23 protein-coding genes, 1 tRNA gene and 2 pseudogenes are annotated in these 26,188 nt (G+C 74.0%); 9 read left to right on the top strand and 17 right to left on the bottom strand.

Features of this window, described 5'->3' with window-relative positions:
* Nucleotides 1-940 precede the first annotated feature (940 nt).
* The 5 genes from AB2L27_RS05190 to dnaG all read right to left on the bottom strand — a co-directional run bounded on the left by AB2L27_RS05190 (nt 941) and on the right by dnaG (nt 4,995).
* Nucleotides 941-1,936, bottom strand: coding sequence for an iron-containing redox enzyme family protein (locus tag AB2L27_RS05190; protein WP_370440417.1), 996 nt, complete (start codon nt 1,934-1,936; stop codon nt 941-943).
* The gene (locus tag AB2L27_RS05195) at nt 1,933-2,157 is read right to left on the bottom strand and encodes a CDGSH iron-sulfur domain-containing protein (protein WP_370440418.1); all 225 of its coding nucleotides are present in this window, start codon (nt 2,155-2,157) and stop codon (nt 1,933-1,935) included. Before AB2L27_RS05195 ends, AB2L27_RS05190 begins: the two co-directional genes overlap by 4 nt.
* Entirely contained in the window at nt 2,147-2,824 is a 678-nt protein-coding gene (locus AB2L27_RS05200) for a HemK2/MTQ2 family protein methyltransferase (RefSeq protein WP_370440419.1), read from the bottom strand. Before AB2L27_RS05200 ends, AB2L27_RS05195 begins: the two co-directional genes overlap by 11 nt.
* Nucleotides 2,825-2,953: 129 nt before the next feature.
* Nucleotides 2,954-3,026, bottom strand: a tRNA-Asn gene (locus AB2L27_RS05205).
* Between the two features lie 88 nt (nt 3,027-3,114).
* The gene (gene dnaG / locus AB2L27_RS05210) at nt 3,115-4,995 is read right to left on the bottom strand and encodes a DNA primase (RefSeq protein ID WP_370440420.1); all 1,881 of its coding nucleotides are present in this window, start codon (nt 4,993-4,995) and stop codon (nt 3,115-3,117) included.
* A gap of 61 nt (nt 4,996-5,056) precedes the next feature.
* Between dnaG and AB2L27_RS05215 the strand changes: the two genes are divergently transcribed.
* The 3 genes from AB2L27_RS05215 (at nt 5,057) to AB2L27_RS05225 (ending at nt 7,564) form a co-directional block, all read left to right on the top strand.
* Nucleotides 5,057-6,370 carry an O-acetylhomoserine aminocarboxypropyltransferase/cysteine synthase family protein gene (locus AB2L27_RS05215; protein ID WP_370440421.1) on the top strand — a complete coding sequence of 438 codons (1,314 nt, stop codon included), beginning with the start codon at nt 5,057-5,059 and terminating at the stop codon, nt 6,368-6,370.
* A 62-nt stretch (nt 6,371-6,432) separates the two neighbouring features.
* Nucleotides 6,433-6,954: a CoA-binding protein gene (locus tag AB2L27_RS05220; RefSeq protein ID WP_370440591.1), complete on the top strand. Its 522-nt coding sequence runs from the start codon at nt 6,433-6,435 to the stop codon at nt 6,952-6,954.
* Between the two features lie 109 nt (nt 6,955-7,063).
* Nucleotides 7,064-7,564 carry a hypothetical protein gene (locus AB2L27_RS05225; protein WP_370440422.1) on the top strand — a complete coding sequence of 167 codons (501 nt, stop codon included), beginning with the start codon at nt 7,064-7,066 and terminating at the stop codon, nt 7,562-7,564.
* Nucleotides 7,565-7,567: 3 nt separating this feature from the next.
* Here the strand turns inward: AB2L27_RS05225 and AB2L27_RS05230 are convergent, their stop codons facing one another.
* From AB2L27_RS05230 to AB2L27_RS05245, 4 genes are read right to left on the bottom strand one after another with little or no spacing between them, the layout of a single operon-like run.
* On the bottom strand, nt 7,568-8,824 hold the full coding sequence (locus AB2L27_RS05230; RefSeq protein WP_370440423.1) for a deoxyguanosinetriphosphate triphosphohydrolase: 1,257 nt from the start codon (nt 8,822-8,824) through the stop codon (nt 7,568-7,570).
* Nucleotides 8,821-9,987, bottom strand: coding sequence for a tRNA dihydrouridine synthase DusB (dusB, locus tag AB2L27_RS05235; RefSeq protein ID WP_370440424.1), 1,167 nt, complete (start codon nt 9,985-9,987; stop codon nt 8,821-8,823). The genes AB2L27_RS05230 and dusB overlap by 4 nt, the downstream gene beginning before the upstream one ends.
* 45 nt (nt 9,988-10,032) lie before the next feature.
* Nucleotides 10,033-11,235, bottom strand: coding sequence for a benzoate/H(+) symporter BenE family transporter (locus tag AB2L27_RS05240; RefSeq protein WP_370440425.1), 1,203 nt, complete (start codon nt 11,233-11,235; stop codon nt 10,033-10,035).
* 18 nt (nt 11,236-11,253) lie between these two features.
* Nucleotides 11,254-12,636, bottom strand: coding sequence for a glycine--tRNA ligase (locus AB2L27_RS05245; RefSeq protein ID WP_370440426.1), 1,383 nt, complete (start codon nt 12,634-12,636; stop codon nt 11,254-11,256).
* A 193-nt stretch (nt 12,637-12,829) separates the two neighbouring features.
* On the opposite strand from AB2L27_RS05245, the gene AB2L27_RS05250 reads away from it, so the two are divergent.
* Nucleotides 12,830-13,231: a Fur family transcriptional regulator gene (locus AB2L27_RS05250; RefSeq protein WP_370440427.1), complete on the top strand. Its 402-nt coding sequence runs from the start codon at nt 12,830-12,832 to the stop codon at nt 13,229-13,231.
* 44 nt (nt 13,232-13,275) lie between these two features.
* On the opposite strand, the gene AB2L27_RS05255 is transcribed toward AB2L27_RS05250, so the two are convergent.
* Nucleotides 13,276-14,349: a GTP-binding protein gene (locus tag AB2L27_RS05255; protein ID WP_370440428.1), complete on the bottom strand. Its 1,074-nt coding sequence runs from the start codon at nt 14,347-14,349 to the stop codon at nt 13,276-13,278.
* Between the two features lie 148 nt (nt 14,350-14,497).
* Between AB2L27_RS05255 and AB2L27_RS05260 the strand changes: the two genes are divergently transcribed.
* Complete coding sequence (locus tag AB2L27_RS05260; protein WP_370440429.1) at nt 14,498-14,776, top strand: HU family DNA-binding protein; 279 nt, start codon at nt 14,498-14,500, stop codon at nt 14,774-14,776.
* 149 nt (nt 14,777-14,925) lie between these two features.
* Nucleotides 14,926-17,787 carry a phosphoenolpyruvate carboxylase gene (gene ppc / locus AB2L27_RS05265; protein ID WP_370440430.1) on the top strand — a complete coding sequence of 954 codons (2,862 nt, stop codon included), beginning with the start codon at nt 14,926-14,928 and terminating at the stop codon, nt 17,785-17,787.
* Nucleotides 17,788-17,808: 21 nt separating this feature from the next.
* On the opposite strand, the gene AB2L27_RS05270 is transcribed toward ppc, so the two are convergent.
* Nucleotides 17,809-18,666 carry an isoprenyl transferase gene (locus AB2L27_RS05270; protein WP_370440592.1) on the bottom strand — a complete coding sequence of 286 codons (858 nt, stop codon included), beginning with the start codon at nt 18,664-18,666 and terminating at the stop codon, nt 17,809-17,811.
* A 40-nt stretch (nt 18,667-18,706) separates the two neighbouring features.
* Here AB2L27_RS05270 and AB2L27_RS05275 point away from each other — a divergent pair, with 40 nt between their 5' ends.
* Nucleotides 18,707-19,297 carry a histidine phosphatase family protein gene (locus AB2L27_RS05275; protein WP_370440431.1) on the top strand — a complete coding sequence of 197 codons (591 nt, stop codon included), beginning with the start codon at nt 18,707-18,709 and terminating at the stop codon, nt 19,295-19,297.
* On the opposite strand, the gene recO is transcribed toward AB2L27_RS05275, so the two are convergent.
* From recO to leuA, 3 genes are all read right to left on the bottom strand, one after another.
* Nucleotides 19,285-20,055, bottom strand: a complete 771-nt coding sequence (gene recO / locus AB2L27_RS05280) for a DNA repair protein RecO (protein WP_370440593.1) — start codon at nt 20,053-20,055, stop codon at nt 19,285-19,287. The genes AB2L27_RS05275 and recO overlap by 13 nt on opposite strands.
* 89 nt (nt 20,056-20,144) lie before the next feature.
* The gene (locus AB2L27_RS05285) at nt 20,145-21,707 is read right to left on the bottom strand and encodes a GGDEF domain-containing protein (RefSeq protein ID WP_370440432.1); all 1,563 of its coding nucleotides are present in this window, start codon (nt 21,705-21,707) and stop codon (nt 20,145-20,147) included.
* Nucleotides 21,708-21,847: 140 nt separating this feature from the next.
* Complete coding sequence (gene leuA / locus AB2L27_RS05290; RefSeq protein WP_370440433.1) at nt 21,848-23,575, bottom strand: 2-isopropylmalate synthase; 1,728 nt, start codon at nt 23,573-23,575, stop codon at nt 21,848-21,850.
* A 237-nt stretch (nt 23,576-23,812) separates the two neighbouring features.
* On the opposite strand from leuA, the gene AB2L27_RS05295 reads away from it, so the two are divergent.
* Both AB2L27_RS05295 and AB2L27_RS05300 read left to right on the top strand, forming a co-directional pair.
* On the top strand, nt 23,813-24,046 hold the full coding sequence (locus tag AB2L27_RS05295) for a helix-turn-helix domain-containing protein (protein ID WP_370440434.1): 234 nt from the start codon (nt 23,813-23,815) through the stop codon (nt 24,044-24,046).
* Between the two features lie 32 nt (nt 24,047-24,078).
* Complete coding sequence (locus tag AB2L27_RS05300; RefSeq protein ID WP_370440594.1) at nt 24,079-24,540, top strand: HipA domain-containing protein; 462 nt, start codon at nt 24,079-24,081, stop codon at nt 24,538-24,540.
* Here AB2L27_RS05300 and AB2L27_RS05305 read toward each other — a convergent pair.
* The 3 genes and pseudogenes from AB2L27_RS05305 to AB2L27_RS05315 form a co-directional block, all read right to left on the bottom strand.
* Nucleotides 24,471-24,832, bottom strand: a pseudogene (locus AB2L27_RS05305) (UvrD-helicase domain-containing protein); the annotation flags it as partial. The gene AB2L27_RS05300 and the pseudogene AB2L27_RS05305 overlap by 70 nt on opposite strands.
* A gap of 1 nt (nt 24,833) precedes the next feature.
* Nucleotides 24,834-25,390, bottom strand: a pseudogene (locus tag AB2L27_RS05310) (SNF2-related protein); the annotation flags it as partial.
* A 104-nt stretch (nt 25,391-25,494) separates the two neighbouring features.
* Entirely contained in the window at nt 25,495-25,971 is a 477-nt protein-coding gene (locus AB2L27_RS05315; RefSeq protein WP_370440435.1) for a hypothetical protein, read from the bottom strand.
* Between the last annotated feature and the right edge of the window lie 217 nt (nt 25,972-26,188).

A 26,188-nucleotide genomic window follows, 5' to 3' on the forward strand; every position in this document is an offset into this window, starting at 1 on the left:
ACGGTCCGACGTCATTCGGCGCTGGGATACTTGACGCCGCGGGAGTTTGAGTTAGGGTATCGGCATCTAGACGAGATCGCGCAACTTGCAGCTTAATCCCGTGTCCACGAAACCGGGAACGCTCCAGGGCGCATCTGGAGCGGCTGGGAGGCGACCGATCCGGCCTGGGAGGGACCCGCGGTCCAACTGCTGGACTCCCCCGCACCGGGGCATGTCGTCGGCCTCTGGTGGGACTAGGCGGCCGGCGACACAACCGGGAGAAAAATCCCGGCCTGACTGTAGGTGAGGTGGGGCGGGTGCCGGATTAAGCATCCCTGGGTCGAAGGCTGCGGGCACCCCTATGGGCTGCATGGATCGCTAGGGTCTATACACACACCTTGACCGTCTGTTGGCAGCCCACAAGATTGTACAGGCCCGCTTGCCTGGCTGTAACAGTCCAGCCCAGGAGCCATGTCAGCCCCCTTCACGAGCCGTCCGGCCCAGGCGTCAGGACGCTGACTCCTACTGGCACCAGGAGGACGTTGACGGACACCGCAGACTTGATCACCTACCAGCAGGTCCAGGACTCTTCCGCGTCCGGAGGCTCTTACATCGACCCTGTATCGGCTACCCCTCTGCACTTGGACAGCCCCGCGTCTTCTGACTCCTGGATGCAGAAGAGCCCCGAGCCCATGGAGGCTCGGGGCTTCTGTCGGCTTTCGGGCTGCCGCCTCGTTCGGTCCGTGTTCGGTCCCTGTTCGGTGGGATGGGGTGCCACACCGTGTCTTGGAGTGTCGCGGATGTAGCCAGATTCGCTGTCTCAGAACGAGAGCCGAAACGTCCTCCCAGGTCCAGGACCCGGGGTGATGAAGTTATGAGTTCCCTGCTCTGACCGACTGAGCTACCGCCCCGCGCGGCCCGCGAGCCGCCCGGTGAGGATATCCGAGGCGGGGCGCCGCCCTCACCCGCCGAGCAGCGCCGACCGCCCCTGCTCCCACGCCCCCAGGACGTGCCGCCCCAGCCGCTCGTCGAGCGCGACCGCGGCCTGGATGCCGAACACGACGTCGGCGGCCAGAGCGGGGTCGGAGGCGACGAGCGGGGCGATGATGCCGTGCCGCACGACCTGCTCGTGCACGGCGTCGGCCTCGACGTGCTCGGCGTAGAAGCGCTCGGTCGCCGGGCCGCAGCCGAGCCGGCGGGCCGCGTCGACGAGGCGCTGCGACCCCGGGGACGAGGTGAGTTCCACGACGGCGAACTGCCCCACGAGCGCGCCGCGCAGGCTGCGGTGCAGACCGAACATCGACATGAGGTTCACCTCGGCGAGGACCTCGGCGGGGGCGACGTCGAGGAAGTCCCCGTAGGCGTCGCTGAGGCCGAGTTCGCGCATCATGGCGGCGAACAACCCCGAGTGCATGCGGTCCCCGCGGCCCGCGCCGTACTCGTCGTGCTCAACCGTGACGAGGGCGGCCTTGGCCGCGCCCTCCAGCCGGGGGATCACCCACGCCTGCGGGTCGGCCTCCTTGAGGTGGTACACCGAGCGCAGCGCGATGTACTCGCGGAACTGCTCCAGGGTCCCGCGTTCGCGCAGGGCGTGCGAGGTCCCGCCCTCGCCGTCGCTCGCGACGAGCAGGGCCGCGATCTCCCCGTCGAGGTCGTCCCCACCGGCGACGACGGATCGGACTGCGGCGCAGAAGGACCGCTCCAGCTCCCCGCGCAGCGCGAGGAGCGCCGGGTCCCACTCCAGGTCGTCGTCGACGTCGGCGAAACCCCGGTAGTGCAGTTCGTAGCAGAGGTACAGGGCGAGCTGCAGGTCATCGCCCCACGGGTCGGCGCCACCGACGTCGACCGCCGGCACCTCCTGCCCGCGCAGCCGGGCCCGGACGGCTGCGCTGACCGGCCCCCGCGAGGGCGGCAGGGCAGGGCGCGTGCGAACGGGTTCGGTCGAGGTGGTGCTCACGCGTTCTCCTCCGGTGGTTTCCTGCGGGCGCGACGGCGGTGGCTGGTGTCGCACCAGGGGTGGATGGCACTGCGCCGGCACACGCACAGGGCGACGACGGGCCGTTCGGACCGCGCCGTGGTCCCGTCGGGCAGCTCGACCTCGACGGGACCCTCCAGCAGGAGGGGACCGTCGCCGGTGAGGACGACGCGCTGCGCCGCGTCGCCCGCGTCAGGCGACACGGGGTGCCTCCACGGCGGCGGGGAGTTCGGCGCGGATGACGACGAGCTCCTCGTGGTCCTGGCCCGGCCGCAGCAGGCCGCGGGCGCGCAGGAGCTCGGCGCGGCGGCGCATCACCGGCCCGAACGGCTCGGGCGCCCGAGCCACGACCTGCGCCCGCAGGCCCGCCGCCGTGACGCGCTCGACGGTGCGCTCGGCGTCGGCGAGGACGGACTGGGTCAGCAGCAGGTGCCCCCCGGGAGCCAGCACCCGGTGGACGTCGTCGCAGATGCGGTCGAGCACGGCGCGGCCGTCGGTCCCCCCGTCCCAGGACCGCCCGGGGCGGTGCCGGGGCAGGCGGTCGGTCGCGGCCGGCACGTAGGGCGGGTTCGCCACGACGAGGTCGAAGCGGCGGCCGCGGACGGGGGCGAACAGGTCCCCGCGGCGGACGTCGACCGTCACCCCGGCCAGGACCGCGTTCGCGCGGGCGGTGAGCACCGAGCGCATGGACAGGTCGATAGCCGTGACGCGGCGGGCACCGGCCCGCGCCGCCGCGAGGGCGAGGGCTCCACCGCCGGTGCAGACGTCGAGGACGTCCCGCCCGCCGGCCAGGTCGAGCTCGACCAGGGTGCGGGTCAGGAGCCTGGTGTCCCCCTGGGCGGGGTAGGTGCCGGGCAGTCGCAGGAGCACGTGCTCATCGTGGGTCGGGCTCGCTGGCACCGCTCGGCGAAACGGGAGTCCGTTCCACAGCGTCGGTGGGCGCGCAGCCCCGCACGCACGAGAGGGCGCACCGGAACCGGTGCGCCCTCTCGTCGGAAGCTCCCGCAGTTGGACTCGAACCAACAACCTGCCGGTTAACAGCCGGCTGCTCTGCCAATTGAGCTATGCGGGACCACTCCACGTCCGTGCGGTGGACCCGCCGTGACGACTCTCCCACCGTACCAGCCCATCAGGCGTCCCCGTGCACGCGCGGTCACGGGTCAGGCCCCGCCCTGGGCCCGTTCCTGCCACGTCCGGCGGGCCTGCTCCAGCCGGAACAGCTCGGCCGAGGCGGCCTGGTACTCCTCGGCCTGGGCCGCCGGGTCCAGGCGCATGAGGGTGCGCCGCGCGTCGGCCACGGCGCGCGTGGCGGCCTGGCCGGCGAGAGCGGCCACGAGGGAACGGCCCCAGCGTTCGAGCTCCTCCTCGCTGGAGACGGGCAGGTCGGCGGCGGCGAGCTCGTCGACCAGGGCGGCCACGGGCCCGTCGGCGTAGTCGAGCACCCGCGCCAGCCAGGCCGGGCCCTGCGGCGCCTCGACGGGCCCCCCGGCGGCGACGATCGCGTCGTGCACGGCGCGGTGGCCGGGTGCCCCGAAGGCGTCCGCCTCGAGGGCGTCGAAGACCTCGGCCACCGACCACGGCGCCTGCAGCGCGCACGACAGCACGCGCCGCTCCAGCTGGGCGACGGGGTCGTTGAGGTCGACCGCGGGGCGCGGGGGCGGCGGCGCGGCCTGGGACCGGGCCCCACCCGGCCCGGACCCGCCGGAGTGGCGCCGCACGCGGTCCAGGACGAACCGCTCGTCGAGGAACCCCGTCCAGCGGTCGAGGTTGATGGCGTACCGCTGCTGCAGCCCGCGGTCGCGGATCGCGCCGATGATCGGCGCGGCGGCGTCCAGGGCGGCGAGCCGGCCGCTCTCGGAATCGAGGTCGTAGCGCTCGATGGTGGAGCGGATGGCGAACTCGAACAGCGGCACCCGCCCCTCGACGAGCTGGCGCACGGCCTCGTCCCCGGCGGACAGGCGCAGCTCGCACGGGTCCTGACCGCCAGGGGCGACCGCGACGTACGTCTGCGCGCTGAAGCGCTGGTCGAGCTCGTAGGCCTTCATCGCGGCCTTCTGCCCGGCCGCGTCCCCGTCGAAGGTGAAGACCACCTCGGCGGCCACGTCGGCCCCGCCGAGCATCCGCTGCACGATCCGGGCGTGCTCCTCGCCGAAGGCCGTCCCGCAGGTGGCGACGGCCGTGCCCACGCCCGCGAGGTGGCAGGCCATGACGTCGGTGTAGCCCTCGACGACGACGACGCGCTTGGTGCGGGAGATCTCCCGCTTGGCCAGGTCCAGGCCGTAGAGGGCCTGGGACTTCTTGTAGACGGGCGTCTCGGGCGAGTTGAGGTACTTCGCCTCGATGCGGTCGTCGTCGAACAGGCGCCGCGCCCCGAAGGCGACGGTGTGCCCGCTGACGTCGCGGATCGGCCAGACGAGGCGGCCGCGGAACCGGTCGTACAGCCCGCGCTGGCTCTGCCCCGCCAGCCCGGAGGCGACGAGGTCGTCCTCGCCGAACCCCTTGGCGCGCAGCTGACGCAGCAGCGCATCCCCGGTGTTGGGCGCGAACCCGACGCCGAAGCGGGCGGCGTCCTCGCGGCTGAAACCCCGCTCGGCGAGGAACTGCCGCGCGGTCTCGGCCGGCCCGGGCGCCTCGAGCTGACGCGCGTAGAACTCCTCGGCCACCTCGTGCATCCGCAGCAGGCGCTGGCGCTGGCCGGCGTTGCCGGCGGGACGCTGGGCGGTCCGGCCGCCGTCGTCGACGTAGCGCAGCTGGATCCCGGCGCGCTGGGCCAGGCGCTCGACGGCGTCGGCGAACCCGAGGCCGTCGATCCTCATGACGAACTCGATGGCGTCCCCGGACTCCCCGCAGCCGAAGCAGCGCCAGCGGCCCGTGACGGGGCGGACGGTGAAGCTCGGGGTGCGCTCGTCATGGAAGGGGCACAGGCCCTTGAAGGACCCCACGCCCCCCGAGCGCAGCGTCACCTGCTCGCCCACGACCTCGTCGAGGCGGACGCGCTCCTTGACGGCCTGGAGGTCGTCTGGATGGATGCGCCCGGCCACGGGTGGAGTGTAGGCGCCGGTGCCGGCGCCCCCGGCGGGCGGCGGGTGGCAGGATCGCCCCGTGAGCAGCGAGCAGAGCAGCGGCGACGACCGCACCTGGGGCTTCCGCACCCGCGCCGTGCACGCGGGCGCCGTCCCCGAGCCCACCACCGGGGCCCGGGCCGTCCCGATCTTCCAGACGACGAGCTTCGTCTTCGAGGACGCCGCCGACGCCGCGAACCTCTTCGCGCTGCAGAAGTACGGCAACATCTACTCGCGCATCTCCAACCCGACGGTGGCCGCCTTCGAGGAGCGCATCGCCTCCCTGGAGGGCGGCCTGGGCGCGCTGGCCTGCGCCAGCGGGCAGTCCGCGGAGTTCCTGACGTTCGCGGCCCTGGCCGGAGCCGGCGACCACGTCGTCGCCTCCAACAACCTCTACGGCGGCACCGTCACCCAGCTCGACGTGACGCTGCGCCGCTTCGGCGTCGACACCGTGTTCGTCGACCCGACCCCGGAGGCGGTGCGGGCGGCGATCACCGACACGACCCGGTTCGTCTTCACCGAGCTCGTCGCGAACCCGTCCACGGTCGTGGCCGACGTCCGCGCCCTGGCCGACGTCGCGCACGAGGCGGGCATCCCGCTGGTCGTCGACGCCACCACCGCGACGCCGTACCTGTGCCGGCCGATCGAGCACGGCGCCGACATCGTCATCCACTCGGCCACGAAGTTCCTCGGTGGCCACGGCACGACGCTGGGTGGGGTCGTCGTCGACGCCGGCACGTTCCCGTGGGACAACGGGAAGTTCCCCGCCATGACCGAGCCCGTCGCCTCCTACGGCGGCCTGTCGTGGTGGGGGAACTTCGCCGAGTACGGGTTCCTCACCAAGCTGCGCAGCGAGCAGCTGCGCGACATCGGCGCGACCCTCTCGCCGCACTCGGCGTTCCTGCTGCTCCTGGGCGTCGAGACGCTGCCGCAGCGGATGCGCGAGCACGTCGCCAACGCCCAGCGCGTCGCGGCCTGGCTCGAGGCCGACGACCGGGTGTCGTGGGTGCGGTACTCCGGGCTGCCCTCGCACTCCCACCACGCCCTCGCCCAGCGGTACCTGCCCGAGGGTCCCGGGGCGGTGTTCTCCTTCGGCGTCGCCGGCGGACGCGCTGCGGGGGAACGGTTCATCGACAGCGTGCAGCTGTGCTCGCACCTGGCGAACATCGGCGACGCCCGCACGCTCGTGCTGCACCCGGCGTCCACCACGCACCAGCAGTTGTCCGCCGACCAGCTCCAGGCGGCGGGGGTGCCCGCCGACCTCATCCGCATCAGCGTGGGCCTGGAGGACGTCGAGGACGTCCTGTGGGACCTCGACCAGGCCCTCGCCGCGGCCGTGAAGGGGAACTCGTGACCGATCCGCAGACCAGCTCGGGCAGCCCCTCCGACGTCGGGACCGTCGCGGCCCCGGAGAACCTGCGGGAGCAGCCCGCGGCCACGGGGTCCAAGGACGCCCCGAGCACGACGTGGACGGCGCCCTCGGCCGGGGAGCGGCTGCGGATCCTGCGCCGCACGAAGACCGTCGCGGTCCTGGGCGCCTCGAACAAGCCGTCGCGGGCCTCGTACTTCGTCCAGACCTACCTGCTCGCCGACTCCGACTTCGAGCTGTGGTTCGTCAACCCGAACGAGACCGAGATCCTCGGCCGCCCGGCCTACCCCTCGCTCGCGGAGCTGCCCGGCGTCCCCGACCTCGTCGACGTCTTCCGCCGCCCCAGCGAGCTGGACGCGGTCCTCGACGACGTCATCGCCGTCGGCTCCCCCGTGCTGTGGATGCAGCTCGGCCTGGCCGACGAGGCCGTCGCCCGCCGCGGCGCCGAGCACGGCGTGACCGTCGTGATGAACCGCTGCCTGAAGATCGAGCACGCCCGGTTCCACGGCGGGCTGCACCTGGCCGGGTTCGACACCGGGGTCATCTCCTCGCGGCGCCGCTCGCGCTGAGGCCGGCCCGTCGGGGCCTGGTGCCGTCCCGGTCTCCACAGGGCCCCGCCGTCCACAGCCGGCTCGCGGCCGCGTCCCGGGAACGGCCGGCCCGCCTAGCGTCCCGGGCATGACCAGACGACTCCCCTGGGTCGCCCTCGGCGCCGGCGGCGCCCTCGCCGTGCAGGTCGCCGCCGGGCTCGGCGTCGCCGCGTACGCCGTCGCGACCGACCGCGGCGACTCCGAGACGATCATGAACCCACCCGTGGCCCGGGAGCTGGACTCCCCGCCGCCCTGGCCCGTGGGCACCTGCCTGCGCGAGCAGCGACCGGCCCCGTGCACCGAGGGGCACGACGCCGAGGTCGTGGCGATCACCGACCCCGGCGGCGTGCCCACCGACGACGTGCGGCGCTGGACGGCCGACGCCGTGTGCGCCCGGACGGTGACCACCCTCGCCGCCGGCCTGCGGCCGGCGCTGTTCACCTACGCCTCGCTCTACCCCTCACCGGAGGTGTCCCGGCGCGACGCCCGCGTGACGTGCCTCCTGGTCGCGCCCCGGCGCACCCCGCTGGTGGGCTCGCTCACGGCCGGGGACCTGCGTCCCCCGCAGCCGCCCCTGCCGTTCGAGTGACCCTCAGCGCGACCCGGTGAGCCTGTCGTGCCAGGCCAGGGCGGAGACGTCGGTGAGGGAGGCGACCTGGTCGACGACGACGCGCAACCGCGCGGCGTCGTCGGCGGCCTGGGCGTGGTCCTCGCGGAACGGGGGTTCGAGCACGTCGGGCCCACCCGCGACGAGGGCGGCGAGCAGTTCGTGCAGAAGTTCGCGCTGGCGGGCGTAGAACGGCTGGCGTTCCTGCGCGCTCATGACGAACGTGGCCGCGACGCCCTTGAGGACGGCGACCTCCAGCGTCGTGTCGGCCGGCACCACGACGTCGGCCGCGTACCGGGTGAGGCGGCCGTCCCCGTGGCGTTCGCGGGTCGCGCGCTCGGCGGCGTTCGCGAACCGGCCGATGAGCTGGGAGGTCATGTCCTTCAGGGCCGCGAGGTGGCGCCGCCCGCCGAAGACCTCACCGGGTCGTTCGCCGGCCCAGAAACCGGAGGAGGACAGCCGTTGCAGCGCAGCGTCCACCGCGTCGTCGGAGGCCTCGGGCAGGTACCAGTCCCGCACCTGCGCGGCCACCCGGGCCCGGATCTCGGCCTGCTCCAGCCAGTCGAGGCGGACGTGCCCGGCCACGACGGCGTCCTCGACGTCGTGCACCGAGTAGGCCACGTCGTCGGCGAAGTCCATGACCTGCGCCTCCACGCACGGGCGGTTCTCCGGCGCCCCCGGTTCCCCGCCGCGCAGCCAGGCGAAGACCTCGGCATCCTCGGCGTAGGCGCCGAACTTCGACGTCGCCCGCGGGGCCTTGCCGTGCAGCCAGGGGTACTTGGTGGCCGCGTCCAGGCTGGCCCGGGTGAGGTTCAGCCCGACCGGGGACCCGTCCGCGGCGACCGACTTCGGTTCCAGGCGGGTGAGGATGCGCAGCGTCTGGGCGTTGCCCTCGAACCCGCCGATGCCGGCGGCGGCCTCGGCCAGGGCGCGTTCGCCGTTGTGCCCGAACGGCGGGTGCCCGAGGTCGTGGGCCAGGCAGGCGGTGTCCACGACGTCGGGGTCGCACCCGAGGGCGGCCCCGAGTTCGCGGCCGACCTGGGCGACCTCCAGGGAGTGCGTCAGCCGGTTGCGGACGAAGTCGTCGGTGCCCGGGCCCACGACCTGCGTCTTGGCCGCGAGGCGGCGCAGCGCCGAGGAGTGCAGGACGCGGGCCCGGTCGCGCATGAAGGCGCTGCGGCCGTGGGTCTTCGGGGGCTCGGTGGCCCACCGTTCGACGTCGGCCGGTCCATAGCCGCTCATCCGCCAGACACCGACAGCTCGGCCTGGCGGATCATCTCCGCGGCCGCGCCGGTGAGCTCCTGGGACTCCAGCCACCCCTCGGGCAGCGCGACCCGCGCCTGCGGCGACCCGGCCCGGCCGCGCGAACCCTCCGCGGCCGCCCCCGGGTGGGGCTGGTCCAGGTCGAGGTCGGCGATGAGCTCGTCCAGCGCCTCCAGGGTGTCGACCAGGCCGAGCCGGGCCCGCATGTCCCCGCCGACGGCGTACCCCTTGAAGTACCAGGAGATGTGCTTGCGGATGTCGCGGCAGCCGCGCAGCTCGTCGCCGTAGAAGTCGACGAGGAGCTTGGCGTGCCGGCGCAGCACCTGCGTCACCTGGCGCAGCCCGGGCCGCACGCGCTCGGGGCGGCCGGCGAACCCGGCCTCCAGGTCGGCGAACAACCAGGGCCGCCCCAGGCAGCCGCGTCCGACCACGACCCCGTCGACCCCGGTGCGCTGCACCATGTCGAGGGCGTCCTCCGCGCTCCAGACGTCCCCGTTGCCCAGGACCGGGATGGAGGTGACGGTCTCGCGCAGCCGGGCGATGGCGTCCCAGTCGGCGTGCCCGGAGTAGTGCTGGGAGGCGGTGCGCCCGTGCAGGGCGACGGCGGCCACGCCCTCCTGCTCGGCCGTGCGGCCGGCCTGCAGGTACGTCAGGTGGTCGTCGTCGATGCCCTTGCGCATCTTCACCGTCACCGGGATGCCGCCCCTGGAGGCTTCGGTCACCGCCCCGCGCACGATCTGGCGGAACAGGTCCGCCTTCCACGGCAGGGCCGACCCGCCGCCCTTGCGCGTGACCTTCGGGACGGGGCAGCCGAAGTTCAGGTCCACGTGGTCGGCGAGGTCCTCGGCCACGATCATCTCAACGGCCTTGGCGACGGTCAGCGGGTCCACCCCGTACAGCTGCAGGCTGCGCGGGCGCTCGGCCGGGGTGAAGGAGATGAGCCGCATCGTCTCCGGCGTGCGCTCCACGAGCGCGCGGGAGGTGATCATCTCGCTGACGTAGAAGCCCTCGCCCTGCTCACGGCAGAGCTGGCGGTAGGCGGAGTTGGTGATGCCGGCCATCGGCGCCAGGACGACCGGGGTCGCCGAGACGAGGGGGCCGATCCTCAGCGGCCGGACGGCGGTCGTCGTGGGTGCACTCACGCACCCATTGTGGACCCCGCCGGCGGCCCGACGTGGCCTGCCGCCTCAGCTCCGGGACGTCGCGTGCCGGCCCGGCGGCGCCGGCCGGCGCAGCACCGCGAACACCACCAGCCCGGCCAGCAGGCCCCAGAACGCGCTGCCGATCCCGGCGAACGTCAGCCCCGAGGCCACGACGGCGAACGTCGCACCGGCGGTGACCCGGTGCGCGGTGTCGGCCAGGGCCGAGACGAGCCCGCCGACGAAGGAGTCCAGCAGCGCCAGGCCCGCGACGGCCTCGACGAGCACGGGGTCGGTGCTGCCGACGAGCCCGGCGATGGGTGCGGCCAGCAGCCCGAGGACGAGGTAGCCCGCTCCCCCGGCGACGGCGGCGATCCAGCGCCGGCCGGGGTCGCGGTCGGCGCCGGGCCCGGCGATGATCCCGGCCGCGAGCGCCGAGAGGTTGACGGTGTGCCCGCCGAAGAGGGCGGCGGCCCCGCTGCCCAGGCCCGCGCCGACGAGGACCCGGCCGGTGGGCACGTCCCGGTAGCCGAGCTGCTCCAGGATCGTGAACCCCGGGATGTTCTGCCCGGCCATCGTCACGACGTACAGGGGCACGCCGAGGGAGACGAGCACGAACGGGTCGAGCTCGGGCAGGACGGGGGTGAGCCGGGGCACCCAGTCCAGCGCGACGCCCCCGGGCAGGTCCGCGACGGTGGCCGCGAGCGCGACGAGCATCGCGGCGGGCACGGCCAGCGCCGGCCGGGACCGCCGCAGCACGAGCCAGACGAGGACGACGAGCAGGGCCGGGGCGGGCACCCGGCCCACGGCGGTGACCGGCGCCAGGCACAGCGGGAACAGGACCCCGGCCAGCAGCGCCCCGGCGACGGGGGTCGGCACGCGGCGCACGAGCCGGGCCAGCGCGGGCCAGGCGCCGGTGACGACGACGAGCAGCGCGCACAGGCCGAAGGCGCCGACGGCCGCGTCGAGGGAGCCGGTGCGCCCCTGGGCGGCCACGAGCAGCGCGGCCCCCGGCGTCGACCAGACGAAGGACAGCGGCAGCCGCGTGCGCCAGGACAGCAGCGCGGCCAGGGCGCACTGCGCCAGGCACAGCGCCAGCAGACCAGACGCGGCCTGCGCCGGGCTCGCCCCGACGGCCGTGAGGCCGGCGAGGACGAGCACGAACGAGGAGGCGAACCCCGTGACCGAAGCGACCGCCCCGGCCGCCAGCGGCTGGCTCAGCGGGCCGGACGTCGCCGGTGCGGTGGGCACCACGGGACCCACCGGGGGTCAGGCCCCGAGGAGGCGGGCCCCCAGCCACTGCGACACCTGGGACAGGCCGACGCGCTCCTGGGCCATGGTGTCGCGCTCGCGGATCGTCACGGCCTGGTCCTCGAGGGTGTCGAAGTCGACGGTGATGCAGTACGGCGTGCCGACCTCGTCGTGGCGGCGGTAGCGGCGGCCGATGGCCCCGGCGTCGTCGAACTCGACGTTCCAGTGGGTGCGCAGCTCCGCGGCCAGGTCCTTGGCCTTGGGCGAGAGCTGCTCGTTGCGCGACAGGGGGAACACGGCCGCCTTGACCGGGGCGAGCCGGTGGTCCAGGCGCAGCACGGTGCGCTTGTCCACGCCGCCCTTGGTGTTGGGGGCCTCGTCCTCGGTGTAGGCGTCGACGAGGAAGGCCATGAGCGAGCGGGTCAGGCCCGCGGCGGGTTCGATGACGTAGGGCACCCAGCGCTCGCCCTTGGTCTGGTCGAAGTACGACAGGTCGACGCCGGACTCCTCGGCGTGGGTCTTCAGGTCGTAGTCGGTGCGGTTGGCGATGCCTTCCAGCTCGCCCCACTCCGAGCCCTGGAACCCGAACCGGTACTCGATGTCCACGGTCCGCTTGGAGTAGTGCGACAGCTTCTCGGCCGGGTGCTCGAAGAACCGCAGGTTGCCCGCGTCGATGCCCAGGCCGGTGTACCAGGACATGCGCTCGTCGAGCCAGTACTGGTGCCACTGCTCGTCGGTGCCGGGCTCGACGAAGAACTCCATCTCCATCTGCTCGAACTCGCGCGTGCGGAAGATGAAGTTCCCCGGCGTGATCTCGTTGCGGAAGCTCTTGCCGATCTGGCCGATGCCGAACGGCGGCTTCTTGCGCGCCGAGCCCATGACGTTGGCGAAGTTCACAAAGATGCCCTGCGCGGTCTCGGGCCGCAGGTAGTGCAGGCCCTCCTCGTTGTCGACGGCGCCGAGGTAGGTCTTCATGAGGCCGGAGAAGTCGCGCGGTTCGGTCCACTGCCCGCGCACGCCGGTGTCGGGGTCGGGCACGTCGGCCAGGCCGTTCTCCGGCGGGTGGCCGTGCTTGGCCTCGTAGGCCTCCAGCAGGTGGTCGGCGCGGTAGCGCTTGTGGGTCTGCAGGGACTCCACGAGCGGGTCGGTGAAGACGGCGACGTGACCGGAGGCCTCCCACACGCGCCGGGGCAGGATGACCGAGGAGTCCAGGCCCACGACGTCCTCGCGGGTGGTGACCATCCGGCGCCACCACTGGCGCTTGATGTTCTCCTTCAGCTCCACGCCCAGGGGGCCGTAGTCCCAGGCCGAGCGGGTACCGCCGTAGATCTCCCCCGACGGGAACACGAACCCCCGCCGCTTGGCGAGGTTGATGACGGCGTCGAGGCGGGATGCGGCCACGCTGGGGTCTCCTGTCCGGCTGGGTGTCGGCGGCGTCCGCGCGCTCGGGGCGCGGACCCCTGGGAGGTTACGCGCTGAGCGAGCACCCGCGCCGCGGGGCCCGCAGCGTTCGGTCCCGGTGGCCCGGCCGCCGTAGGCTGACCCGACGGGCCCGGCGGTGCGACCGGGCCCGACCCGAGGAGAGCGAGGAACCGTGTCGGTGCCGGCCCGTCGGTCCACCAGGCAGCGCTCGGCCGTCTCGGCGGTCCTCGACGAGACGGACGCGTTCATGTCGGCCCAGGACCTGCACGCGCGGTTGCGCGAACGCGGGGAGAACGTGGGCCTGGCCACCGTCTACCGCGCTCTGCAGGTGCTCGCCGAGGACGGCGACGTGGACGTCCTGCGCACCGACGACGGCGGCGAGGCCGTCTACCGCCGCTGCAGCACCGGGCACCACCACCACCTCGTGTGCCGGCGCTGCGGGGCCACGGTCGAGGTCGAGGGCCCGCAGGTCGAGGCGTGGGCGAAACGGGTCGGCGCCGAGCACGGCTTCACGGCCGTGCAGCACGTCGTGGAGGTCTTCGGCGTCTGCGCCGCCTGCAGCGCCCGGTCCTGACCCGCACCCGACCCGCACCCGACCCGCACCGCCCGACCCGCCCCTCAGCGGTCCCCGAGCCAGGGTTCCAGACCGTCCTGCGGCGCGGTCCAGGCCGCGCTCTCGGCGGGGGTGGCCAGGATCCGCTCGAAGGCGGCGCTGACGCGCTCGGCGTCGCCCTCGTCGACGCCGGTGACGACGAGGCGGGTGCGGGGGCGCTCGCCGCGGCGGGCGTCCCAGGTGCCGATCGTGCCGATGCTGAGCTGCCCGCCGGCGCCGTCCCACGCGCACACCACGTCCGGGCGCGAGGGCACCCAGAAGAACCCCCGGGCCCGCAGCCGGCCCGCGCCGACGGCCTCGATCTCGGCCAGCAGCCGGCCCGGGTGCAGCGGCGCGGTCGTGCGCAGGTCGAGGGTGAACACCCCCAGCCGGTCGTCGGCCCCGCTCGGGCGCGCCGCGCGCAGGTCGCTGCGGCGCAACGGTTCCGCGGTCCGGCCGGGGGTGGCGAGGCGACGCGGGGCGAGGACGTCGGCGGCGTCGGCGGCGAGCAGGTCGGCCACGACGCACCCGGGCGCGGTGACGTGGTCGAGCAGCACGGCCGAGCGGGCGGGCAGCTCGCCGTCGACGAGGACGAGGTCGGCCTCGTCGAGCTGGTGGGCCAGCACCTCCCCCACGGCGCGCTCGGTCTCCGCGCCACCGGCGTCGACGACGAGCTCGTCGCCGAGGAGGTCCTCCAGCAGGCCGGGACCGTGGGTCACGGCGACCACGCCGGTGACGGTGACCAGGTCGGCGAGGTCGTCGCCGCCGTCGGTGCCCAGGGTCAGGGCCTGCAGGACGGCCAGGGGTTCGGCGGCGACGGGCAGGGCCAGCACCAGGTGCCGCACCCGCCCGGCCCGGGCGAGGGCGGCCACCGCGGGCAGGACGTCCTCGCGCAGGGCGCAGCCGAGGCAGGCGTGCTCCAGCGGGACCTCGACGTCCTCCAGCACGTGGTCGAAGGCGGCGGCGAGGCGGTGCAGCCGGCCGGGGGCCAGGTCGTAGCGCAGCAGCACCGTGCCGGGCCCGCCCCACAGGGCGGTGGCCGTGGCGCTGTCGCGCAGCACGGGGTCCATCGACGTCAGCACGGTCACGGGCAGGGGCACGGGCACTCCTTCTTGAGATCCATTCTCAGGTGGAGGACGCTACCAGAGGCCCCGACGCGCCCCACGCCCTCCCACGTGCCCGGTACCGGCGGTGACCCCCGGTAACGTCGGGGGCCAACCACCGTCCTCGACATCCCCGGGAGTACCCGTGAACCGCTCCGAGCTCGTCACCGCCGTCGCCCAGCGCGCCGGTCTGACCCAGTCCGACACCGACTCCGTGATCAACGCCCTGGGCGACGTGCTCGTCGAGGCCGTCGCCAAGGGCGAGCCCGTCAAGCTCCCCGGCCTGCTGACCGTCGAGCGCGTCGAGCGGGCCGCCCGCACCGGCCGCAACCCGCGCACGGGCGAGACCATGGAGATCGCCGCCTCCTACGGCGCCAAGCTGACCGCCGGCTCCAAGCTCAAGGCCGCCGCCAACGGCAGCTGAGGCCCGCACCGCCCCGGCTCCCTGCCGGGACCCCCCTCGGTTTCGCATCGGAGGGGCGACACGCAAGACTGCTCCGCGAGAAGCAGTCAGCACGTGCACACGGAGTCAGCGTCGACCCCCGGGCACCCGGCAGGGAGGCGAGGCGACGCATGAGCGCACCGACGGACGAAGGGCTGCAGCCGGAGCTGCAGACCCCGCCCGGGCAGAGCACGCCCGGAGCGACCCGCGCGTCGAACGACGTGCTCACGGTCGACGGGGTCTCCTCCGACGAGGGGCACGCCGCGTTGCGGGCCTCGGTCCGCAAGCTGGGCGAACTGCTCGGGGAGTCCCTGACCCGGCACGAGGGGCGCGAGCTGCTCGACCTCGTCGAGCAGGTCCGCCAGCTCGCCCGCCGCCCCGACGACGGGGCCGAGCTGGCCCAGCTGCTGTCCGGCGTCGACGACGCCACCGCCATCAACCTGGCCCGCGCGTTCACCGCCTACTTCCAGCTCGCCAACGCCTCCGAGCAGCTGCACCGCGGCCTGGAGCTGTCCCGCGCCTCCGCCGGCGGCCTGGACGGCACCCTGGAACGACTGGGTGAGGCGCTGCGCTCGGGGGACCTGGACCGGGGCGCGGCCCAGGACATCCTCGGGCGCCTGCAGCTGCGGCCGGTCTTCACCGCCCACCCCACCGAGTCCAGCCGCCGCTCGGTCCTGGACCTGCTGCTGCGCATCACGACGATCGTGGAGGCCTCCGAGGACGCCTCCCAGCGCCCGCTCGACGCCCGCCGCGGCCAGCGCCGCCTGGCCGAGCTCGTCGACGAGCTGTGGCAGACCGACGAGCTGCGCGTCCTGCGCCCCCGCCCCGCCGACGAGGCGCGCTCGGCCCTGCACCACCTGCGCAACCTCACCTCCACCGTCCTGCCGGACCTGCTGGAGGACCTCGCCGTCGGCCTCGACGAGCTCGGCCTGGCCCTGCCCGCCGACGCCCAGCCCCTGCGCTTCGGCAACTGGGTCGGCGGCGACCGCGACGGCAACCCCAACGTCACCCCCGAGGTGACGGCCGAGGTCCTGGGCATGCAGCACGACGCCGCCCTGGACGTGCTGACCGCCGCCACCCGCGACCTCATGACCGAACTGGCCGCCTCCACCCAGATCGTCGGGTTCTCCGAGGACCTGCTGGCCTCCCTGGAGGCCGACGCGCAGGCCCTGCCGCAGGTGCGCACCGCCCGCGCCCACCTCAACGGCGAGGAGCCCTACCGGTTCAAGCTGTCCTACGTCCTGGCCCGCCTGGAGGGCACCCGCGCCCGCCTGCACAGCGGCGCCGAGCACGTGCCGGGCCGGGACTACGCCGGGGTCGAGGAGTTCACCGCCGAGATCCGGATGCTGCAGGACTCGCTGCGCGCCAACGACGGCGACCTCGTCGCCGACGGCGCCGTCGCGCGCCTGCTGCGGGTGGCCCGGGCCGTCGGGTTCGGCCTGGCCACCCTCGACGTGCGCGAGGACGCCGGCAAGCACCACACCGCCCTGGCCGCGATCTACGACCGCCTCGGGGAACTCATCACGCCCTACGCCGACCTGGACCGGACGGCCCGCACGAAACTGCTGTCCAAGGAGCTGACGGGCCACCGGCCGCTCATCGGCTCGGCCGCGCGGACCCTCACCGACACCCCGGCCACGGTCCTGCAGCTGTTCTCCACGATCCGCACCGCGCTGGAGCGCTACGGCGACGACGTCATCGAGACGTACATCGTCTCCATGACCAAGGGCATCGACGACATCTTCGCCGTCGTCGTCCTGGCCCGTGAGGTCGGCCTCGTGGACCTGGCCGAGACGCCGGGCGCGAACGACGTGGCCCGCATCGGGTTCGCCCCGCTGTTCGAGACGGTCACCGAGCTGGAGAACGCCGAGGAACTCCTGGAGGGGCTGCTGTCGGACCCCTCCTACCGCCGCGTCGTCGCCGCCCGCGGGGACGTGCAGGAGATCATGCTCGGCTACTCCGACTCCTCCAAGGACGCCGGCATCGCGGCCTCGCGCTGGCAGATCCACCGCGCCCAGCGCGCGCTGCGCGACGTGGCCCTGCGCCACGGGGTGACCCTGCGGCTGTTCCACGGCCGCGGCGGCTCCGTCGGCCGCGGCGGCGGGCCCACCGGCGAGGCGATCCTGGCCCAGCCCTACGGCACGCTCGACGGGCCGATCAAGGTCACCGAGCAGGGCGAGGTCATCTCCGACAAGTACGTCCAGCCCCGCCTGGCCCGGCACAACCTCGAGGTCGCCCTGTCGGCCGCGCTCGAGGCGTCCACGTTGCACCGCACGCCGTTGCAGCCGCGGGAGGTGCTCGACGGCTGGGACGAGACGATGTCGGTCGTGGCCGCCGCGGGCCAGAGCGCCTACCGCTCGCTGGTGCGCGACCCCGGCCTCGTGCCGTTCTTCCTGTCCGCCACCCCGGTGGAGGAACTGGGCAACCTCAACATCGGCTCCCGCCCCTCCCGGCGCCCCGGGGGGACCGGCGGGCTGGAGGACCTGCGCGCCATCCCGTGGGTGTTCGGCTGGACCCAGAGCCGCATCAACGTCCCCGGCTGGTTCGGCGTCGGGTCCGGGTTGCGGGCCGCCCGCGAGGCCGGCCACGGCGAGGACCTGCGCGCGATGGTCACCGACTGGGCGTTCTTCCGCAGCTTCATCTCCAACGTCCAGATGACGCTGGCCAAGACCGACCTCGGGATCGCGGCGCATTACGTCGAGGAGCTCGTCGACGCCGACGCCCGCAGCGCCTTCGAGACGATCCGCGCCGAGCACGCCACGACGCTGGAGCAGGTGCTGTGGCTGACCGGCCAGGACGAGCTCCTGGAGTCCGCACCCGTCCTGCGCCGCACCCTGGAACTGCGCGACGCCTACCTCGCGCCGCTGCACGCGCTGCAGGTCTCGCTGCTGGCCCGTTCGCGCGCCAGCGGTGAGGACGTCGACCCGGCCCTGCGCCGCGCGCTGCTGCTGACGATCAACGGGATCGCCGCGGGGATGCGCAACACCGGCTGAGCCGCCCCTCGCGGGCGGCGGTCACTCCCCCGGGGTGACCGCCGCCCCGTCCGCGGGATCGGGGGTGTCGGCCGCGCCGCCGTAGCGGCGGTTGCGCGTCGCGTACGTCTCGATCGCCGCCCACAACGCCCGCCGGTCCACGTCGGGCCACAGCACGTCGGAGAACACCATCTCGGCGTACGTCGACTGCCACGGCAGGAACCCCGACGTCCGCTGCTCCCCCGAGGACCGCCAGAACAGGTCCACGTCCGGCATGTCGGGTTCGTCGAGGTAGCGGGCGAACGCCCGCTCGTCGACGCGGTCGGGGTTCACGACCCCGGCCGCGACGTCGCGGGCCAGGGCGCGGGCGGCGTCGGCGATCTCGGCGCGCCCGCCGTAGTTCACGCACATCGTCAGCGTGCAGACGGTGTTGTCCCGCGTCATCTCCTCGGCCGCCTCCAGCTCGTTGATGACGCTGCGCCACAGGCGGGGACGACGACCGGCCCAGCGGACCCGGACCCCCCAGGAGTCCATGACGTCGCGGCGGCGGCGGATGACGTCGCGGTTGAACCCCATGAGGAACCTGACCTCCTCGGGGCTGCGCCGCCAGTTCTCCGTGGAGAACGCGTAGGCCGAGACGTGCCTCACGCCGATCTCCACGGCCCCGGCGACGACGTCCAGCAGGGACGCCTCCCCCATCTTGTGCCCCTCGATGCGCGACAAGCCCCGCTGGTTGGCCCAGCGGCCGTTGCCGTCCATGACGATCGCCACGTGCTGCGGGACCAGCTCGGCCGGCAGGTCCGGCGGCCGGACCCCCGAGGGGTGCGGCGGGGGCGGGACGACCGGGCGTCCCTCGCGGGCGGCGGGCGGGGCGGAGCGGCGTCGTCGGGGTCCGGTCACGGGCACGGGCACCAGGGTGCCAGGTGGGACCATGGGGCACGTGCCCGACCACGTGACCCCCGCCCGTTCCCCCCGCACCGCCCTCGTCCGCCACGGCGAGACGGACTGGAACCGCGACGGGCGGTTGCAGGGCCGCACCGACGTCCCGCTCAACGACACCGGCCGGGAGCAGGCGCGAGCCCTGGCCGAGCAGCTCGCCGACCCGCTCGGGGACGTCCGGTGGGCCGCGGTCACGTCCTCCCCGCTGTCCCGGGCCCGCGAGACCGCGCAGATCATCGCCGACCGCCTCGGCCTGGACCTGCTGCCGGCGCACGACGACCTCGTGGAGCGGCACTTCGGGGAGGCCGAGGGCGGCACCCTGGCCGAGCTGACGGCCCGCTACCCGCAGGGGGAACGCCCCGGGCAGGAACCGTGGGAGGACCTCGTCGCCCGGGGGTCGGCAGCCCTGCGCCGGCTGCGCGCCGAGCACGGTGACACCCCGCTCGTCGTCGTCGCGCACGGGACGTTCCTGCGGGCCACGGTCGAGGGTCTGGCCGGGGTCGAGCTGGCGCGCATGGCGAACGCGACGTCCGTCGTCGTCGAGGGGTCCGGTGGGGACTGGCGGCTGGACCGGGCGCCTCAGCGCGCCTGAACCGCCTCGGGCACCTCGAGGGGCCGTTCGACGTGGCGCAGGGAGCGGATGCCGCGTTCGAGGTGCCACTGCAGGAAGGCCGCGACCAGACCGCTGCCCTCGCGCCGGCACCGCTCCTCGGCGTCCTCGGCGAGCGCCCACTCCCCGCTGAGCAGCGCCGCGAGCAGGCCGAGGGTCTGCGGGTCCGGCGCGGCCGACCCCGGCGGGCGGCAGGCGGCGCACACCGCACCCCCGGCGGCGACGTTGAACGCCGTGTGCGGGCCGGGGTCCCCGCAGCGGGCGCAGTCGACGAAGCTGGCGGCGTACCCCGCCACGGCCAGGGAGCGCAGCAGGAACGCGTCCAGGACGAGGGGGGCGGGGTGCTCGCGGCGCGAGAGCGTCCGCAGCGCGCCGACGAGCAGCAGGTACTGCTGGGTCGCGTTCTCGCGCTCGACCTCGGTGAACCGCTCGGCCGTCTCCACCAGGGCGTGCCCGACGGTGTAGAGGCCGTAGTCGGCCGCGAGCACCTGCCCGTAGGGGGCCAGCACGTCGACCTGGGTGACCGTGTCGAGGGACCGGCCGCGGTGCAGCTGCACGTCGACGCACGTGAACGGTTCCAGCCGCGCCCCGAACCGGGAGGAGGTGCGCCGCACGCCCTTGGCCACGGCGCGGACGCGGCCGTGGTGGCGGGTCAGGAGGGTGACGATCCGGTCGGCCTCACCGAGCTTGGTGGCCCGCAGGACCACGGCCTCGTCGCGGTAGCTCTTGGCCCCGCCGATGCTGGACCCGCGCCTGCCGGACCCGCGACTGCCCGAACCCCCGCTGCCGACCACGCGACCACTGTAGGTCGCCCCACCGACAGCGCCCGTCAGCCGGCGACGAGCCGGTCGCGCCCGGAGCGCTTGGCGTCCAGGACCGCGCGGTCGGCCGCGGCGAGGGCCACGGCCGCCGAGGCCGGCCCGGCCAGGCCCGCCGAGACGGTCACGCGCAGCCCGAGGGAGATCTCCAGCCACGGCTCCTTGCGCACGACCTCCAGGAGCCGCTCGGCCGTCTGCTGCGCGCCGTGGCCGCCGGGGACCAGGACGACGAACTCGTCGGCGCCGTAGCGCACGACGACGTCGTTCGCGCCCACGGTGCGCTGCACCAGGTCCGCGACGCGGCGCAGGACGGCGTCCCCAGCGTCGCGGCCGTGCTCCTCGTTCACGGCGCGGAACCGGTCGACGTCCAGGAGGACGGCGCTGAAGCGCTGGTCGGGCCGTTCCAGGACCTGCTGCAGCCGGCGGCGGTTGCCGAGCCCGGTCATGGGGTCGACGAGGCTGGCCCGGCCCAGGCGTTCCTGCTGCTCGGCCAGCTCCCGCTGCCGGACGCGGTCCTGCAGCGCCTCGAACCGGCTCTCGCGGTCCTCCCACAACCGGGTGAGGGACACCTGGGCGAGCAGTTCCAGGGCGTCGGCGGCCTCGCTGCGCCCGTCGTGCTGGACGGCGTGACGGGCCCGCACGGACAGGGCGGTGAGCCCCCACACGTCGAGCTGGGTGGCCGAGGACACCCGCTGGACCGCGGCGAGCAGGTCCGCGGCCTCGGCCCGCTGCCCCGCGTCGGAGGCGAGCGTGGCCAGGGCGATGCGGGCGATCTGCGTCTCGGCCAGCTCCTCGCGCAACCGGAAGGCCTCCACGGCCGGGCGCAGCCGGGCCCGGGCCAGCCCGGTGTCCCCCGTGCGCTGCAGGACGAACGCCTCGACGGCCTCGGCCCGGGCCAGCATCTCGGGGTAGTCGGCCTCGGCCGCGAGCCGGCGCATGCGGGCGGTGCGCGCCAGGGCCTCGGTGTAGTGGGGCCACGCCTCCCCGGCCCGGCCGGCCACCTCGAGCATCGAGGCCCAGGCGACCTGCAGGACGGCGGCCTCCTGGGCCACGTTGAGCCGCACCCGCGCCGGGGGGAAGGTCAGGGCCAGCATCTGGACCATGAGTTCGTCGGCCGGTTCGAACAGCGCCAGGGCGTTGAGCGCCAGGGCGACCGACATCGTCGCCGAGAGGTGGTCGTAGGTGCGGATGGGCTGGGCCGAGACGATGAGCTTGCCCTCGGCGAGGTGGTCCATGGCCAGGGCGGTCATGCCGAGGTCGACGCGGGACTCGGCGAGCAGGGCCAGGGCCTTGGCCCGCCAGACGGGCTCGGCCCCGGTCCCGAGGCGGCGCAGCAGGTGCCCGGCCTCCTCGCTGGCCTCACCGGCGCGGCCGAGCTGGTGCAGCGCGACACCGCAGATGAACTGCAGGTACCGGGCGGTCCGCTCGTCCCCGACGGCCTCGCAGAACGCCAGCCCCTCGCGGCTGGCGGCGATGGCCCGCTCGCCGAAACCGTCCAGGTACAGCTTGTGGGCCCACTCGGCCAGGGTGTCGAACGGCCCGAACGGGCTCACGGGTTCGAGCTCGCCGCCCACGCCGCCCCCTCCCGATGTCGCCACCGGTGACCGCATGTCACAGGTGGTGACTGATCCTAACCGTCCGCGCCGTCCGGGGGGAGTCGAACCCGGACGGCGCGGACGTCGACCGCGGGGGCGGGGCCGTGGACCCGCGCCGGTCAGCGCAGGGCGCGGTTGACCGCCGAGACGATTGCCTTCAGCGAGGCCGTCGTGATGTTGTGGTCGATGCCCACGCCCCACAGCACGCGCCCGTCGACGGCGCACTCCACGTAGGCCGCAGCCTGGGCGTCCCCACCGGCCGACAGGGCGTGCTCGGCGTAGTCCAGGACCCGCACGTCCACGCCCTGCCCGGCCAGGGCGGCGCAGAACGCGGCGATGGGACCGTTGCCGGTGCCCTGCACCGTGCTGACGGTGCCACCGTCCCAGAGGTCGACCTCCAGGGTGTCGGCCCCGTCCACGACGCTGACGGACCGGGTGCCGCGCAGGGCGAACCGGCCCCACTCGGGGGTGCCCGTCGGGGAGGGCAGGTACTCGTCGGTGAACACCTCGAAGATCTGCCGCGAGGACACCTCCCCGCCCTGGGCGTCGGTGCGCTCCTGGATGACGCGGGAGAACTCGATCTGCAGGCGGCGCGGCAGGTCCAGCTGGTGCTCGGCCTTGAGCAGGTAGGCGACCCCGCCCTTGCCGGACTGGGAGTTCACGCGGATGACGGCCTCGTAGGAGCGACCGAGGTCCTTGGGGTCGATGGGCAGGTACGGCACGGCCCAGGTGATCTCGTCGACCCCCTTGCCCGCGGCGGCCGCGTCGCGCTCCATCGCCTCCAGGCCCTTCTTGATGGCGTCCTGGTGGGAGCCGGAGAAGGCCGTGAAGACGAGGTCGCCGCCGTAGGGCACGCGCTCACCCACGGGCAGCTGGTTGCAGTGCTCGACCGTGCGGCGGACGTGGTCGATGTCGGAGAAGTCGATCTGCGGGTCGATGCCCTGGCTGAACATGTTCATGCCCAGCGTGACGAGGTCGACGTTGCCGGTGCGCTCGCCGTTGCCGAACAGGCAGCCCTCGATGCGGTCGGCCCCGGCCAGGTACCCCAGCTCGGCCGCGGCCACGCCCGTCCCGCGGTCGTTGTGCGGGTGCAGCGACAGGATGACGTTCTCGCGGTGGTGCAGGTGCCGGGACATCCACTCGATCGAGTCGGCGTAGACGTTGGGCGTGGCCATCTCGACGGTGGCGGGCAGGTTGACGATGACCTTGCGCTCCGGCGTCGGCTCGAGAACCTCCAGGACCGCGTTGCAGATGCGCGCCGCGAACTCCAGCTCGGTGCCGGTGTAGGACTCCGGGGAGTACTCGTAGTAGACGGTCGTGCCCGGGATCGTCTCCTCGAACTTGCGGCACAGCCGGGCGCCCTGCAGGGCCAGGTCGACGATGCCGTCCTCGTCGGAGCCGAAGACGACGCGCCGCTGCAGCACCGAGGTGGAGTTGTAGAGGTGGACGATCGCCTGCTTGGCCCCGCGCAGCGACTCGTACGTGCGTTCGATGAGGTGCTCGCGGGCCTGGGTCAGCACCTGGATGCGCACGTCGTCGGGGATGAGGTCGTTCTCGACCAGCGTCCGGACGAAGTCGAAGTCGGTCTGGGAGGCCGAGGGGAACCCGACCTCGATGTCCTTGTAGCCCATGTCGACGAGCAGCTGGAACATGCGCAGCTTGCGCTCGGAGTCCATGGGGTCGATGAGCGCCTGGTTGCCGTCGCGCAGGTCGACCGCGCACCAGCGCGGGGCCTGCGTGATGCGCTTGGTCGGCCAGGTGCGGTCGGGCAGGTCGACGGTGATCTGCTCGTGGAACGGCACGTACTTGTGGAACGGCATCGGGCTGGGCGTCTGGGTGTTCTGCACGTCGTCATCTCCTGCGGGGCGGGCGGTGTGGGCGGCCGGCACGCACGACGAGGTCCCGCGACGGGGAGACCGGCCTAGCTGGCCCCGCCGCGGCGACGAAGGAGGAGGTTCTCCAGACGGGCCACGGGGCCACCGTACCCCCTCCCCTCCGGGGCGCGCCCGGCGCGCAGGGTATTGCCCTGCCGGATAGCCACTGATATCCACCATCGTCATGCGCCTCGATCGCAGGAGCGCACCGTGCCGACCGTCACGTTCACCACCGGCGCCCAGGTGGGCCGCTGGCTGCACGGGCTGCGCCGGCAGGCCGGGCTGACCCAGACGCAGCTGTCCGAGCGGACCGGCGTCTCGCAGCGCTGCATCTCCGAGCTCGAACGCGGCAAGACCGACCTCACGCTGTCCCGGCTGTTCCTGCTGACCGAGACTCTCGGCGCCACCCTCAGCGGCGGCACCTCCCCCGACGGCCCCTCGTGACGACCCTGGACGTCTGGCTGCACGGACGACGGGTGGCCGACGTCACCGACGACCCCGGGCGCCTCGTCCCCACCTGGTCCACGGACCTCCTCGAGCACGTCCCGGCTGGGCCCCGTCCTGTCGGTCCGCCTCGCGGCGCAACCGGTCGGCGTGCGACCCCCGCCTGCGCTCGTCCGCGCCCACCTCGGCGGCCTCCTGCCCGAAGTCTCGACGAGGCGCTGAGCTCACGAGCAGCGGAGGCGGTCGGGTTGCGCAGCGCCGTCTCGCGCGGCGTCGAGTTCGACGGGTTCCCCGCCCTGGTGGTCCCCCGGTTCGACCGGCACGTCGACCCCGCGACCGGCGAGGTGTCCCGGTCCCACCAGGAGGACGGAGCAGCGGCTCTGGGACTGACGAGCGATGAGATCGAATCCACGTCCGACGGGCACGGCCGGCTGCGGGCGGAGCGCAGGCCCTGCACGGTCTCGGTCTCGGGCTCGTCCTGCAGGTCGACGTAGTCCCCACCCTCCAGGACGCCAGGGCGTACCGCAGGTTCTACGCCGTCGTGCGGTAGTTCGACGTCAGCCGGCGCGCGCGGCCACGGATGTCGATGCCGTACCGGCTCAGGACGACACGCTGCCCGTGGATGCGCTGATGGGAGTCCTCGGCGATGAACAGGTCGTTCGCGCCGGGGGCGACGAGCGCGCGCAGGGAACGCCACTGACTCGGGGTGAGGTCCTGACCCTCGTCGACGAGGACGTGGCCGGAGAGCGTCGTGGATCCCTGGGCCAGTCCGGCGGCGGCGCTCGGTCAGGAGGCGGGCCAGCCGGTTGTCCTGCGAGGTGGAGTTCGTGACGTCGTGGGACTCGTCGATCACGACGGCGTCCCAGTGCTGCTTGCGCAGGTGGGCGAGGTACCGGCCGGACTCGAGGGTGTCGATGGAGATGACGACGCGCTCGTAGTGCGCGAACGGAGTGCGGTTGGCGGGCAGGTGCTGGCGGATGCGCTGGATCCCGACCGGGTCCAGCCGGACGAACGGCAGGGCGAACCGCGTCCACAGTTCGAACTGCATCTGCTCCAGGACGTGCGTGGGCGTGACGACGAGGATCCGGTCGCCCCGGCCCCGGCGAGCGACGGAGCACCGACTCCAGCCACAGGCTCGTGCGGCGGTAGCCGGGGGTGGGGTCGGCGACGGCCCGGGCGTCGGCGGGATCGACGACCTGGACGTCGTCGAGGGCGGTGGAGAAGGTCGCGGTGGTGTCCCGGACGAGCTCGGTGAACCCCTGGACCGCGACGTTCCAGTCATCGGCGGCCGACACGCCACCCGCAGAGGCGATCACCTCGTGTTCAGCACGTCGACGAGAGCAGCAGGGCCCCCGGGGACAGGACGACACCGTACCGACGATCCCGCTTGTGCTTTGGTAGCCGCTAAACCACAAGCAGGCCCACGGCAGGAGGGGTGGAGTGGGGATTCAGCCTGGAGGCGAGGCCTGGGACGACCGCCGGCGGCTGACCGCAGCCGACGAGCGCGCCCTGGCCCTCCTCGCCCGCGGCGCGAGCGCCGACGCCGCCGAGACCGAGCGGGTCGACTTCAAGGAGGAACGCGGCCGCCGCGCCTCCGGGGGGCGCGTCCTGCCCGGGGAACCCCGGTCGGGGTCCACGAACAACCGCACCCCGCGTTCCAGCGGGGAGATCACCCAGGCATCCCGCACTCCCCGGGCGAAGGAGAACGGCACCTCCTGCCACGTCTCGTCCCCGGGCGACTCCAGCTCGACGACGACCTCCCCGGAGGACACGTAGAGCTCGGCGCTGAGCCGGTGGGCGAACTCGCCGTGGTCGCTGCGTGCGTGCGGAACCGCGTGGTGGACCCCGTCCCAGACCTCGTCGCGACCGTCCTGCCCGAGGCGGCGGCGTTCCTCCAGCCAGTCGTCCAGGCCGCCGTCGTTCACGACGAGCGCACCCGCGTCCCCGTCGTCAGGTGCTCTCCCCGCTCACCCGGCGTCCCGGGCCAGGGTGCCACGCGAGGCCGGGGCCGGGGCGAGGTCCACGTCCACCCCGCCCGGACGCGGGGCACCGCGTCCACCCACAGCACCGGGGACCGCGGTGATCCCGCGCGTGTAGCGTCGGCGGCGCACCGGCGGTCACCGAGGACCCCGGCCCGACGAG

This window comes from Kineococcus halophytocola (assembly GCF_041276425.1).
In the GTDB taxonomy this organism is placed as follows: domain Bacteria; phylum Actinomycetota; class Actinomycetes; order Actinomycetales; family Kineococcaceae; genus Kineococcus; species Kineococcus halophytocola.